Source organism: Spongiibacter sp. (assembly GCF_984394615.1).
In genome coordinates, this window is record NZ_CFHTQA010000001.1 from 107,031 (window position 1) to 120,442 (window position 13,412).

Annotated in this window: 8 protein-coding genes, 1 other RNA gene and 1 pseudogene; 4 read left to right on the top strand and 6 right to left on the bottom strand. The window is 58.0% G+C overall.

Annotated features, from left to right (window positions below):
- The first annotated feature begins 8 nt into the window (after positions 1-8).
- Both ssrA and AC5DB9_RS00480 read left to right on the top strand, forming a co-directional pair.
- Positions 9-366, top strand: a transfer-messenger RNA (tmRNA) gene (gene ssrA / locus AC5DB9_RS00475).
- A gap of 326 nt (positions 367-692) precedes the next feature.
- A complete protein-coding gene (locus AC5DB9_RS00480) occupies positions 693-1,259 on the top strand; it encodes a Panacea domain-containing protein (protein WP_273009030.1) in 567 nt (188 codons plus the stop codon).
- Positions 1,260-1,678: 419 nt separating this feature from the next.
- Here AC5DB9_RS00480 and AC5DB9_RS00485 read toward each other — a convergent pair.
- The 5 genes and pseudogenes from AC5DB9_RS00485 to AC5DB9_RS00505 form a co-directional block, all read right to left on the bottom strand.
- Positions 1,679-1,894 (bottom strand): annotated as a pseudogene (locus tag AC5DB9_RS00485) (tyrosine-type recombinase/integrase); the annotation flags it as partial.
- Positions 1,895-2,215: 321 nt separating this feature from the next.
- Complete coding sequence (locus AC5DB9_RS00490) at positions 2,216-2,623, bottom strand: BLUF domain-containing protein (protein WP_272992359.1); 408 nt, start codon at positions 2,621-2,623, stop codon at positions 2,216-2,218.
- Between the two features lie 87 nt (positions 2,624-2,710).
- Positions 2,711-3,154 carry a cyanase gene (cynS, locus tag AC5DB9_RS00495; protein ID WP_272992357.1) on the bottom strand — a complete coding sequence of 148 codons (444 nt, stop codon included), beginning with the start codon at positions 3,152-3,154 and terminating at the stop codon, positions 2,711-2,713.
- A 16-nt stretch (positions 3,155-3,170) separates the two neighbouring features.
- Positions 3,171-4,955, bottom strand: a complete 1,785-nt coding sequence (locus AC5DB9_RS00500; RefSeq protein ID WP_272992356.1) for a bifunctional protein-serine/threonine kinase/phosphatase — start codon at positions 4,953-4,955, stop codon at positions 3,171-3,173.
- Entirely contained in the window at positions 4,952-5,800 is an 849-nt protein-coding gene (locus AC5DB9_RS00505) for a formate/nitrite transporter family protein (protein ID WP_022958552.1), read from the bottom strand. The genes AC5DB9_RS00500 and AC5DB9_RS00505 overlap by 4 nt, the downstream gene beginning before the upstream one ends.
- Positions 5,801-6,511: 711 nt before the next feature.
- Here AC5DB9_RS00505 and AC5DB9_RS00510 point away from each other — a divergent pair.
- Both AC5DB9_RS00510 and AC5DB9_RS00515 read left to right on the top strand, forming a co-directional pair.
- Positions 6,512-9,280 carry an ATP-binding protein gene (locus tag AC5DB9_RS00510; protein WP_273009028.1) on the top strand — a complete coding sequence of 923 codons (2,769 nt, stop codon included), beginning with the start codon at positions 6,512-6,514 and terminating at the stop codon, positions 9,278-9,280.
- A 322-nt stretch (positions 9,281-9,602) separates the two neighbouring features.
- Positions 9,603-12,929: an InlB B-repeat-containing protein gene (locus AC5DB9_RS00515; protein WP_273009026.1), complete on the top strand. Its 3,327-nt coding sequence runs from the start codon at positions 9,603-9,605 to the stop codon at positions 12,927-12,929.
- Between the two features lie 67 nt (positions 12,930-12,996).
- Here AC5DB9_RS00515 and AC5DB9_RS00520 read toward each other — a convergent pair whose 3' ends face one another.
- A complete protein-coding gene (locus AC5DB9_RS00520; protein WP_272993130.1) occupies positions 12,997-13,410 on the bottom strand; it encodes a hypothetical protein in 414 nt (137 codons plus the stop codon).
- Between the last annotated feature and the right edge of the window lie 2 nt (positions 13,411-13,412).

Here is a 13,412-nt window from a genome sequence, read left to right on the forward strand (position 1 = left end):
CAGAATTTGGGGCCGTTTTGGATTCGACGCCGGTTACAAAACTCTGTGGTGCATGCCGTGATGACAGCCAATCACGTTAATCCAAAGCTGTACTCTATATAGTTGCCAACGACGACAACTACGCTCTAGCGGCTTAAACCCCGCTAGCAGTCCCAGCAAGGTGCCCATACCGCGCGAAGGACTGTCATATAGAATGGGATCGCAACAAGGTATGCTCTGGGCCGCGTTGTTAAACTTTTACAGAACTCGCTGACTGCGTCCTGACCGTTGGGCTGCAGAAGGCTAAATCAATAAACGGAAACTAAGCATGTAGAGCCCTGAGCAGCGGACGGGCGGACGGGGGTTCAATTCCCCCCGGCTCCACCAATTTTAGATATAAAAAACAAACACTTACATGGAAAATCATGTAAGTGTTTCCACTTTCCTTCCACCCAGCCTAATTAAAAACCAATATTTCTATTCATACGTACCCCTTAAGAACTTTTATACACATCAACCCATTGATTTATATGTATATTAAAAGCTAAAACTATTTACAGCCTTATACGGTAGGTACTATTCCCATCGCATTTTGTATTGACAAATGCTACATTTCGCACAGAATCCCCGCTCCAAAAGCATGGAACGCATGTACGACATTGAAGGTCGAAATGTTTATGACGGTTACATTGACAGAATTGAAGGGGGAAGAAATGACTACATTTCAAGACGTTTCAGCCTATATCCTTCATCTAGCCAGTCGAGCAGGAATCCCAGTTTCTAATCTGAAGCTGCAAAAACTTGTGTATTACTGCCAAGGCTTCAGCTTGGGCGTCACAGGCAAACCTCTCTTTGAAGAAGAGATTGTGGCATGGGATCACGGGCCAGTGGTGGACTCTCTTTATCATCAATACAAGCAATTTGGGCGCAATTCTATTCCTGCGCCTACAGCGTTTGATGAAGACGTTTTTGACGAAATTCAGAAGGAATTAATTTCTGATGTTGTCAACACGTTTGGGCACAAAGGAGCATGGACTCTTCGCGAGATGACGCACAAAGAAGCTGCATGGCTTGGGCATAGCCCTGACGGCATGTCGGGCGACAGCACAGTTATAAGCAAAGAAGAGTTAGCCAGTTTTTTCAAGGGAAAGATGCCAAACCAAGAATATTTCGACAGTTACATCTCCAGCGCCGACTGCGCGACTCCTGAAAACATTGTTCAGGTGCCAGGCAATATTAGTACCGCTGATGAGTTCGTAGCCTGGATAAAGCAAGGGTAACCAAAAGGAATCGGCAAGGATGTCCGAGTGCTCAGTCACCATTAACATAAGTAAAACCGCATTACTGTCTTTGCAACACAAAGATGACACTCTGCTAAGAAAGCTCTTCGACAATTTTATTAAACCACTCCGGCTTGGATACACTGTCAGCGAGCTCGAAGGGAAATATAAGCCTAGCTGGGAGTTACCATTCGAAAGCGCATGCCCAATGAGGAATGCAATGGTTAGGTTTGCTAAAACGAACCTACTTTACCATTATCATTTTGGCTTTCCATACTATCAAACCGGAAGAGATCCCAAATATCCTGGCAATGAATCAGATGGTATCGTCCACACAAAATTCATCACCAACGATAATGAAGCCGAATCATTGGAGTCACATGTAATATTCCGAGTTGATGAGGCCCATCCCCATCCATTTACAATTCCAATGAACTTGTCCGACGACATTGTTCCGCTCTAAATCCAACGGTCGTGATTTTCTCTAGAGGATTTAGCTTGACGGCTTCCTTCAGATGATCAAGGGATAAATGCGCATACCGCATAGTCATAACAATAGTGCTATGGCCCAGCATTTTTTGAAGAGTAAGAATGTTCCCGCCATTCATCATAAAATGACTTGCGAAACTGTGACGAAGAGCGTGAGCTGCCTGCCCTCATGGTAACTCAATTTTTGAACGCTTTAGCGCCCGACGAAAAGCTGTAATCGAGCTGGTAAAATGACCATGAATTTTCAGGTGCTCAACAATTTCAGTCTCTAGCTTTTCAGATATGGGCACACTTCGACTTTTACCTGACTTCGTTTGTGAAAATCTAATTTGTCCTGCCCTCACCATCCTGGGCGTAATTTTCTCAGCCTCCCCCCATCTAGCGCCAGTTGCCAAGCAGATTCTGGCCAGTAGAGATACGTATGGATTCTCAGCGGACTCCAGCACGGCTAGCAAACTGGGGGCGATTCACATCCCCTTGAGCTCCACCATCAGCTTATGACAGCTCTCGCCCGACATATGGTAGGGGCTGAACTCCCCCGTCGGTGAGTAACGCTTATAGCTTTCTCGTGTGGCTTTGATTTCGGGCAGGTAGCCCATTTCCCAGGCGGAGAAGTCGCGGGCTTCGATTTCCTGGTAGTCGAGGATGATGGGATCGCGGTGGCGTTTGTCGTTGAGGATGCGGTGGTAGATTTTATTGACGTTGGAGCGGGAGCCTTCCAGGCATTGCAGGAAGTAGTGCTGGTTGAAGTACATCAGGCCGGTAACGGCCATCGGGCCATTATTGCGGCGCGAGGCGTCGAGTATGTCTTCAATGGATTCCGGTTTGAAATGTTCGGTGGGCTGGCTGGTATAGATCAGGCGGACGAGGTACATGGTGGCGTCTCCACTCGGGCAGGATAAATTACATACGCGGCGCCCAGCCCAAGTGGATAATGCGGAATATACCTATCCTCCGCCACGCTAGTAGGATTTGTAGGGCAGGAATTTACCCGACATCACTACGCTGACACGGTCGCCTTTGGGGTCTGCTTCCCGCTGGATATCTACCGAGAAGTCGATGGCGCTCATAATGCCGTCGCCAAATTCTTCGTGGATGAGTTCTTTCATGGAGCCGCCGTATACGCTGACGATTTCGTAGAGACGATAGAGCAGCGGATCGGTGGGAATACCCGGCGCGCCTTTGGAGGGCACAATCTTCAGCCAGGCAATGGCTTCGTCGCTGAGATCAAACAGGCTGCCGATAACAGCGGCTTGCTCTTCGTTCAGGGCCATCTGGCCGAGACAAGCGGCGGTGGTCCACTCTTTGGAGAGGCCGACTTTCTCGGCAACGTCTTTCCACTTGATCCCTTTGCTGACTTTGGCGGCGAGGATCATCTGGGTGACAGTTTCACGGGATGTGATCATGGTGTGCTCCTTAGCATCAGGGTGAGTTGGGCCATTGGCTTAACAGGTAAACAACGAACGCCAGCAACAACGCGCTGACGCCCTGCCAGAATTGCACCGGTTTGCGCTCAATGAGGGGCGGCCGGGTTTTGTTGAGAAACTGTTGATTGGGGTGGCGCAGGTCGTAGAGGAATTCCGAGAGTTCCCGATAGCGTTTTGCCGGATCGGGATGCACGGCTTTTTTCAGGGTATCGTCCAGCCACGCGGGCAGCTCGCTGTCTTCATCGCGCACGGAGAGGTAGCGCAGACGCCGCTGGGCATTGAGGCTTTTGGCGCGCGCTACGGTGGGGCCGTAGGGAAAACGACCGGACAGGAGTTGGTAGGCAATCACGCCCAGCGAGTAGAGATCGGACGCCGGGCTGCCGCCCTCGCCGAGAAAGTATTCCGGCGCCGCGTAAAGGGCTGTGCCCAGCAACTCGGGCTGATGCGGCGTCAATTGCGATTCAACAATGCCCGCCACGCGCGTCGCACCGACGTCGATAATTTTGACCGTGCCCGCAGCGTCGATCATCAGATTGTCGGGCTTGAGGTCCTGATGCAGCATCTCCAGCCGATGAAAAGCACGCAGCCCCTTTGCGGCCTGTTCGATAATATCCCGCACGGTTTCGAGATCGGGCTCGGGATTGTCGCGCAGCCACTGGGTAAGCGTACGGCCCTCGATGTAATCACTGAGGGTGTACAGGCAGCTTCGCGGACGGCGGACCGGCGGCACGCTGAGCACATGGGGCGAGTGAATGCGCCGGGCAATCCACTCTTCCAGCAGAAAGCGCTCCAGATACTCGGGGTCTTCCGCCAGATCTATCGACGGCGTTTTCATCACGTATTTGTCGCCGCTGTCGGTATCGACCACCAGAAAAACGTGGCTGCGACTGGTGGCGTGAATCTCCCGCTCTATGCGATAGCCATCCAGCACATCGCCTGACTCAAGCACCGGCGGCAGCGGCAGCGCCTCGGCGAGTAAATGCAGATCCCGCGCGTCGGGGTTTGGCAAGGCATCCACACGCAGCAACTGCACGCTGAGGTTGTCGTCGCTGCCTCGCTCAAGCGCTGTAGTCGCCAAGCGGCGAGCACTGTCATTGAGATCGTCGGCCTCACTGAGCGCCGCCCGCACGGTGGCCTCATCGAGGTATTCATACACACCGTCAGTCGCCAGCAGAAAGACATCACCTGCACGCAGCGGCAGTGCCCGGTAGTCGATCTCCAGCGGTTCCTCCACGCCCAGCGCGCGACTCAGATAGCTTTCCTCGCGGGATATACGCAGGCGATGATCTTTGGTGAGCTGTTCCAGCTCGCCCGCTTGCAGGCGATAAATGCGCGCATCGCCCACATGAAACAGGTGGGCCGTAGCCGCTTTGATCACCAGCGCACTAAAGGTGCAGACATAGCCCCGGTCGGCATCGTGGCGGTATTCGCTGCGGCGGGTTTGCGATACCAGCCAGGAATTGCTGGCGGCGATCACCCGCTCGGCGGCGGTGCGTACCGACCAGGCTTCGGAGGTACAGAAGTAGTCATCGAGAAAGCTTTGCACGGCACTCGCACTGGCAATCTGGCTGACCGGACTGGAGCTGATGCCATCGGCGATGGCAACGGCAGCGCCCTTGAGGCTGAGCTGGGGCTCGGGGGGAATCCTCGCGGCGCAGGCGTCCTGATTGTCGGCCTTGCGCCCCTTATCGGAATACTGGCCGACACTCAGTTGCAGTCGCGGCGGTGTGGCTGCCACGTTTGCCCCGGCGACACTGGCCGGGGCGGTGGGACGGTTCATGCAGAGGTCGTCGCCGCTTTGGCAGCCGGTGCGGCAGCCACTTTGCGCTTGGCGCCGGTGCGCACATGCGTGGTGTAGAGAGTCAGGCCGGTGAACGCCAGACCGCCAACCAGGTTGCCCAGTGCGGTGGGGATTTCATTCCAGAAGAAGTAATCACCAATGGAGAATTCGCCGCCCATGATCATCGCGAAGGGGAACAGGAACATGTTCACCACCGAGTGCTCGAAGCCCATAAAGAAGAACAGCATGATGGGCATCCACATCGCCAGTACCTTGCCACTGACATGGGTGGAAATCATCGCGCCGACAACGCCCATCGACACCATCCAGTTACACAGCATGCCGCGAATGAAAATGGTGAGCCAGCCGTCCATGCCGTAGGCCGCGTAGCCCACGGTACGCGATTCACCGATACTGGCCACTTTCTCGGCAATCGCGCCGCCGTCGGTGTTGTAGCCCATCGTAAAGATGTAAGACATCATCACCGCCACGGTAAACGCACCGGCAAAGTTGCCGACAAACACCAGCCCCCAGTTGCGCAAAATTTGTGAGGGGGTGACGCCGGGGCGCTTATCCAGCCAGGCCAATGGCGTGAGCATGAAGACGCCAGTCAGCAGATCGAAGCCCATCAGGTAGAGCATGCAAAAGCCCACCGGGAAGAGAATCGCGCCGATCAGAAACACCCCGGTTTGCACCGCCACGGTTACCGCAAACACCGCCGCCAGTGCCAGAATGGCACCCGCCATATAACCGCGAATCAGGGTATCGCGGGTGGACATGTGAACCTTGGATTCACCCGCGTCGACCATTTTGGTCACGAACTCGGAAGGAACTAAATAAGCCATAGAATTAGCCTCGCTCAGCGTTTAATGCACTACTTTCGATAAATGGTTTGAAGCCGCCCAAAGCGCATAAAAAAAGCGCCCGCACTTACCCCGCTTGTTGCAGGTCAGTGTCGGACGCCTTTATCCGGATACGCTCAATGTCGATCGAAGCCAGCCTTGGCCTCGAGTGATTTACATTTCGCAAGCCTCGTGCCAATTAGGCAAAGCGGGGTAAGTTGTTGCGGAGAAAGGATTTATTGGATTCTCGGGAACGCCGCGCAATCCAACAACATGCGTTGCACTGGTGCAGACGCAGCAAACGCTGCGCCGTATTGGATCAAAACACAGTGAAATTAAGGCGCGATATGGCGCCTATAGATATGACGCCTACAAATTCAGCCTCCAGGCAATGAGCAAGGTATAACTCGCCGCCCTCGTCGAACCGAGGGCCAGTCAAGCCTGTCGCCGCAATGTTGAGCTAGCCTGCACAGTTCTGCGCTCTGCAATTGCTAGAGTCAGAACCGCTTCGCTATGATGGTGCCACCGTTCTAACCCGACTTGCTGCGCTTCCCGCTTTGTTCGCGAAGTGCCCTGTGCATTGCTGTGAACAATAACGCCTTAACCAACAACATCGCGGCATGGCTTTTTTTATTCCTTACCGCACTCTTTGCGCCATCGCTGCTGGCAGCAGACTCGCCGTGCCAGTTTCAATGGGATGCGAACGCTGCGCCGATGACCGCGCTGGCAGGTCAGTGGTGCGCACAGAGTGGCGACGCCAGCGGGCAGCTCAACGTGCCCGGCACCTGGCACAATACCCGGCTGGCAGAAGCCCGGGTGCCCGGCGATGCCGAAGTGCACTACCGCCTGACGGTGAACCACGGCGAGCTTGACCGCGCGCTGGCCATTCGCCTGCCCCGCCCCTACGACAGTTATCGCCTGCGGGTTAACGGTCGCGAGTTGCTGGCAACCGGCCGATACAGTGCTTCCGGGCACGACGAATGCTACCCGCACTACGCCCAGTTTTATGCCAGCGGCGACCAGAGCCTGATTGAAGTCGATGTTGCCAACCAGCAGTTCATTGCCGGGGGCATGCGCTCGCCCCCCATATTGGGGCTGGCCGATGACATGTATGAATGGCGGGCCAGAGAGCTGGCCATTGAAGGCTTTCAGTCCGGACTGCTGGTGTTGATGGCCTTTATCCAGCTCGGCCAGTTTGCCGCCGCGCGGCGTGTCTATGCCGCCCAGCTTTTCTTCGGATTAACCTGTTTGTCGGTGGCGGTTTTTTCCAGCCTTGGCGGCGAACAGTGGCTGAGCCTGTTGCTAGCACCGTGGCATCTGGCTCCCGACCTGCATTTGCGCTGGGCGATGATTCCCCTCGCCATTCTCGGTTTAAGCGAATTCAGCGCGCAGCTCTTTCCCGATGAGTTTCATCGCCGCCCCCGACAATACTGGCGCGCCATTACTGTCGTCTTCCTGCTGGGAAGCCTGCTGCTGCCCAGCCGCCCTCTGGCCGTGCTGTTCTGGGCAATGGAGAGCGCAGCCCTGCTGATGTCGGGTTATATCCTGTTCGCCACCTTCCGTGCCGCACGGCAGCGACGGCCCGGCGCCCTCTCTCTCACCGCGGTGTATGGCATTCTGTTTATCACCGTGATGCGCGATATTGTGGTGGATTTTCAGGGCCAGTACCTGGGCAATCTCGGCCCCACGGGCATGGTGGTCTGCCTGGTCTGGCAGGGGCTGCTGCTGGCCCGTCACAACGCCCGCGCCCACAAGCGCTCCATGGAACTGGTGCAGCAACTGGAGCAAGCGGAAGCGGTAAAAGATGAGTTTCTCGCCAACACCTCTCACGAACTGCGCACGCCGCTGCAAACCATCATCGGACTGGCCGGGCTGGACAGCCAGACCCAGGATCAACGCGGCCGCAATGCCGGACTGATCGGCGACACGGCTCGGCGGCTGGCCCTACTGGTCGATGATCTGATGGACCTCACGCGTATGCGTCATCAGGGCATACAGGTGCAGCCGATGGCGGTGTCATTGCGCGGCGAATTTGAAACCCTGCAACAGCTCTTTTCGCCGGTGATCCGGCACCGGGACCTGGAAATCCGACTGGCGCTGCCCGCTGAAGACCTGTACGTGATGGCCGACCCGAAGCGCCTGAGGCAGGTGCTGTATAACCTCCTCGGCAACGCGGTGAAGTTCACCCCGGCAGGCGAAATCTGCCTCTACGCCGAAGTACAAACAGAAGTACAAACACCGGGCGGCGAGCTGCGCATAGGCGTGCGCGACACCGGTCCGGGCATGGACAGCAAACAGTTGCGACTGGCTCGCCAGCGCTATCAGCAGGGTGAGCTTGCCAGCGAAGGGGTGGGGCTGGGATTGCCGATCAGCCACGGCATTCTCCACGCCCACGGCTCGGCGCTGGAGATCGACTCCACCCCCGGCAAGGGGACGGATTGTCACTTTGCCCTGCCGCAGGCAACGGCAAGTCCGTCTGTCAGCCCGATGGAAAACGCCATCCCGGCGCCCCGTCCCGCGCCCGCGATTGAGCAGACCGTCGATCAATCAAGCCCGCCGGACGAGGACTATATTCTGGTCCTCGATGACGACGGCTGTATTCTCGAAACCGTCGCTCAGCTATTGGCGCCACTGGAGCACCCGGTACTCACCGAGAGTCGCATCGACCACGCCCTGTCACTGATCGACAGCCGCGTACCCGCCCTGTTGATCCTCGACCTGATGATGCCCGAGGCCTCCGGGTTCGAGGTGCTGGAGCTGCTGCGCCAGCGCTACAGCGCCACCCATCTTCCTATCCTCGTGCTGTCGGCCCGGCAGGCCGAGAGTGATCAGCAACGCGCGCTGTTGCTCGGGGCCAACGACTTTCTGGTGAAGCCCTGCGAGCCGCTGGAACTGTGCAACCGCGCCGCCGGTCAACTGGCCCTGCGCGATAACTACCGACGCCGCTGGATGCGCCGCCTTGAACAGCAGGAGCAGGACCAGATCATTAGCGAATTGTTGAACAGCGAACGTCCCGTGGTGGTAAGCAATACCCACGGCGAACAACTGCTGAGCAACGAGGCGGGCAGGCTGGCAATGAATGAAGGGATTGAGCAGGCCGAGTTAAACCTGCCACTTCAGGGGCAGCGACGCCTGCTGCTGTGGCCGGAAAAATCGGCGCAACACAGCCCGCGCGACCTGCTGGTCGCCCTGCTGCAAGAAGCCATCAAGCTTTGGGAAGACGCGGGACACAGTCGTCTTCACCTCGCCGAGCACTCCGGACAATGGCGGGTTCAACTCGACGGCAGCACGGCGCGCTCCCGCACCTTCGACCGCTACACCGCGCTCAGCTCGCTGCCCAAGCGCCCCAATGTCGACCGGGTCATCAGCACCGCGCGCTTTGTGGAACAACACCTCAATGCCCCTGGTATAGAGCTGCAAAATCTGCTTGAACGCGTTGAGGCGCTGCGCACCGCGAATCCTCGCGTATTCATTGAAGGCTGAGCATCGTTCCACGGCTTTACCAGTTTTTACCATCCGCAGACTCGCTGTGAGCAAGTGCCCTAGGCTGTTGATTTAGCCGCACTTTCTTTCAGCAGCACAAGCGTTACGCACCAGCGGCACGCTTGCTCCCCTCGCCGCTTCAACCACAATACTGGCTCCGCTATCGCGGCCAACACGCTCGGCAAATTCGCGGCGAAGCCGGTTTTTGCGCGACCGCCGCAACCCCAACGCCACAGGAAGGCAAGCCACAGCATGGCCGCTTGCAGCCCGGCGGACACCCTCTGCAGGGCTGCTGCGCATTTGCCCAACCAGGAAGACGATCATGACACCACGACACCTCGCCCACCTTCTGCTGGCCAGCGCCCTGCTGACGGCCTGTAACGACAGCAACAGCCCCTCGCCCAGCAATAACTCCGACACGCCGACATCCACGGTGGTCAACGGCAGTGTGCGTATGGATTCCGGCGAGCCACTGAGCGATCTGTCGATTTCGCTGTACAACGCCAATAATGAGCTGGCCGCGTCGACGGTCAGCGATGCACAGGGGCGCTTTCAGTTTGACCTCGCCCAGCAGCTTTATCGCATTCGCGTCGATGCGGTATTCGATAACGGCGCCAGCCTCAGTCAGGGACGTGTGGTCGATGTGCAGGGCGAGCGCAGTAGCGAGCTGTCGGATATTGTCTTTCCTAACCTGGAGCGGTCAGCACTGGTCATCAGCAACGGTGAGGCGCAGGGTGAAGACATCGCCGTCAGCGGCTTGCCGGAAGCGACAAGCACCCTGTGGGCGGCAAGCTACAGCGGCGACGATCTGAGCGCATTCCCCGGCGAGAGTGCAACGGCCGACGAAGCGTTTTCCTCTGGCGGCTACTGGTGGTTTGCCGCGGCAGATCAGGATGGCAACCGCCTTCGCCAATTCAGCCCGCCGCTGACCATGACGGTCGACATCGACCCGGATGTGCTGCCTCGCTATCAGGACATCACCCCCGGCAACCAACAGATTGACGTGGGCATGGTGTCTTACAATCCCGACACCGGGCTATGGCAGGACGAAGCCAGTGGCGTACTGGTCGACGAACAGGGCGACGCCATTGCGGAATCACAACTGGCCTCGATTCAAGCGGGTAGCTACAGCGGCGAGGTGAGGCTGCAATTCTCGGCACCGCATTTTTCTGCCTATTCCGCCGCGCTGTTTTATCGCGTGGGCCTGCCCGATTTCAACGACGCCAATGCGGGCCGTCAGCAGAAGCATCTGCGGCCGGAAATCGCCTTTAATACCGGGAATAACTACGCCGACTTCTGGCTGGGCCGCGATGTCTCCGGCAAGTTCGAGCCCGCCATTGGCGACGGCAGCGACGATGCGCTGCTGAGCTGCGGTGCCCAGAGCTGGGTGAAGGTCAGCTACAAGCCGGTGCCGGGACGCAGTCCCAGAACGGTTTATTTGCAGGTCTTTCAGATGGCTGGCGATCTCCTGGACATCGACGGCAAGGGCAATGCCGAAGACGGCCATGCCATTACCTTCGACAGTTCGCACTGGGTGGGCCAGAACATTGCCGTCGATGATTGGCGTGCCAGCTACGGGCCAGTCAGCCACGCCTATGTACTGCTCGACGACGTCATCGGCAGCGGCGGCACCGACAGCGATGTGCTGGTGCACGGTCAGGGCTATCTCCGCCTGATGTTAACCGGCAGCCCCATTACCGACGTTGAAGCCGACAGCCCGCGCGTTTACGAAGGCGGGGAAACCGAGGACTACCTTAACTCCTGTGCCTATCAGTTGCGGCTGAAAGCACAGGGCCAGGCTGGCGATACGGTCAGCGTTGGCGGACTGAGCTGTCCGGAGGGCGAGAGCTGTAATCTGCGCATCGCCGCCGGAGAAACCCTCACGCTCGAAGCCCGTCGCAATGGTGAAGCCATCGCTGTGAACTGGTACCTGCCCGCCGGTGTCAGCAGCACACAGCCTTGTGAAAACACCGCTAGCTGCAGTATTCAGCGGGCCGACGCGGGCATCGTTGACCTGAGTGCGAAACCCTATCTCGGCGTCGAATTTCCGCTGCCACCCTCGGTACTCGTCTCGTATATCAAGGGCTTTGGGGCAGTGACCGACGACGCAGGCAACATTAACTGCGACCGCCGCTCTCACGAGGAGCGCCCTGATTACGAGCAGTGCAGCGCACAATACAGCGACGGTGAAACCGTGGTGCTGCGGGCAGACGCCGCCGAAGGCTGGGAGTTTTCCTCCTGGTTCCCCATCACCTGTGAGGAAGGCGACCAACAAGGCAGTGAGTGTTCATTCAAGGTGTATACCGACGATTCACTGCGTCAGCAGGCGTATTTTGTCGAGTCACCCACACTGACCGTCGCGCCGAATGGTGACGGCCGCATAGTCAGCAATCCAACGGGGATCGACTGCGATACCGCAGTACCTGACAGCCCCTGTAGCGCGAAATTTTCGTCCGGCAGTGACATTGTACTCACCGCCATTGCCGACGCGGGGATGGCGCTGAGCGGCTGGACCGGCCCCTGTGCAGGCACGCAGGGCAATCAATGCACCCTCAGTATTACCGAGGACAGCAGCGTAGGGGTTAACTTTGGCTCCTCCGCGCCGCTCACGATCACTATCGACGGGCAAGGCGAGGTGGTCAGTACACCCGCCGGCATCGATTGCAGTGAGCTTGCAAGCAGCGACTGTCAGGAAGATTTCGCCCTGGGGCAATCCGTCACCCTCAATGCAACGGCGGCCAATGGCTTTGTCTTCGCCAACTGGAGCGATGTCTGCGCCGGTGAAGGCGATGAATGCACATTGACCCTCGATCAGGCGCGCAGCATCACCGCCAACTTCGACCGTCTCTTCGACCTCGACGTGAACGTAACCAGCACCGGCGGTCAGGTCACCGGGACCGGCAGCATTATCGGCTGCGAACAGGACGAAGCGGGCACCGCAGTCTGTCAGGAGTCCTACCCTGACGGCAGCCAAGTGACTCTGCAGGCCGAAGCGCAGGACGGCTTCGAGTTTGTTGGCTGGGGTGGCGACTGCGCCTTTGCCGCGAGCAATACAAGCTGCAACTTTGCCATTGCCGCCGACAGCAGTGTAAGCGCCAGCTTCCGGGAAACCGTACGCTCCTTCACGCTGACGTTGCGGGTTGAGGGGCGGGAAGGCTCTGCCGGGGACTATATGGAGCTGCTGGGCTGCGATAACGCGCGCTCGCCCTGCTCGCAGACCTATACCAGCGGCAGTCAGGTTTCGCTCTACGCCGTTCCCAACAACGACGGCGACATCGTGCGCTGGAGCGGCGCCTGTACCGGCACCGCCGATAACAGCGACTGCACCGTGACGATGGACGAAGCACAGGAAGCGGTGGTGACGTTTATCGAGGCGAGCAATCAAGACAATGCCACGCTGACGGTTACCCTCACCGGCGATGGCGAGGGCACCGTCATCGATGATCAACTGCAACTGAACTGTTCAACGGGCTCCTGCAGTGCGGCCTACCCCAGCGGCACGTCGGTCACGATCAGCGCCACACCGCTATCGACGGACGACCAGTTTATCGGCTGGCTTGCGCCATCGGGCTGTGTGGGCGCCAGCGCCAATTGCTCGATATTGCTTGAAGGGGACGTCACCGCCACGGCCGAGTTCGGCAAGAACTGAGGCGCATCATTAGTAGCAGCACGGTCGGCGACCCGCCCGGCGAGGCTTCCTCATTGCCGGACGGGAATCAGCGCGACAGGGACGCCAGTTGTGCCTGATAGGCCTGCTGCTCAAACACCCAGCGCGGCAGCTCGGCATAGCGTTCCTCGGAATCGGGCCAACCGCCCAGCCGCCAGTGAACCCAGCCGTTAAAACAGCGTGTATCGGCCCACAACTGCGCACAATCCACATCGCCGCAGGTGCATCCCAACAGGATGATCCGTCGGCTTTGTCCGTCCTCGGCGCTCTGTCGCCAGCTTTCGAGGGAATACCAGGCAACATCACTGTGCGGCAGAAACCGCAGACCGAGGTCGGGCTCGGCTAACTGGGCAGATACCCGTTCAATCAGTGACTGCCCACCGATCTCCACGCCCAGTGACGCCTCCCCTCCGGCATTTTCCGGCGGATGCCAGGTCAGCGTCAGTTCACTGTAGGCAGCCATGA

Excerpts from the sequence above, each read along its gene's own strand:
- AC5DB9_RS00505 (WP_022958552.1), bottom strand. The coding sequence starts at position 5,800 with ATGGCTTATTTAGTTCCTTCCGAGTTCGTGACCAAAATGGTCGACGCG.
- cynS (WP_272992357.1), bottom strand. The coding sequence starts at position 3,154 with ATGATCACATCCCGTGAAACTGTCACCCAGATGATCCTCGCCGCCAAA.
- AC5DB9_RS00515 (WP_273009026.1), top strand. The coding sequence starts at position 9,603 with ATGACACCACGACACCTCGCCCACCTTCTGCTGGCCAGCGCCCTGCTG.
- AC5DB9_RS00490 (WP_272992359.1), bottom strand. The coding sequence starts at position 2,623 with ATGTACCTCGTCCGCCTGATCTATACCAGCCAGCCCACCGAACATTTC.
- AC5DB9_RS00510 (WP_273009028.1), top strand. The coding sequence starts at position 6,512 with ATGACCGCGCTGGCAGGTCAGTGGTGCGCACAGAGTGGCGACGCCAGC.
- AC5DB9_RS00520 (WP_272993130.1), bottom strand. The coding sequence starts at position 13,410 with ATGGCTGCCTACAGTGAACTGACGCTGACCTGGCATCCGCCGGAAAAT.
- AC5DB9_RS00480 (WP_273009030.1), top strand. The coding sequence starts at position 693 with ATGACTACATTTCAAGACGTTTCAGCCTATATCCTTCATCTAGCCAGT.
- AC5DB9_RS00500 (WP_272992356.1), bottom strand. The coding sequence starts at position 4,955 with ATGAACCGTCCCACCGCCCCGGCCAGTGTCGCCGGGGCAAACGTGGCA.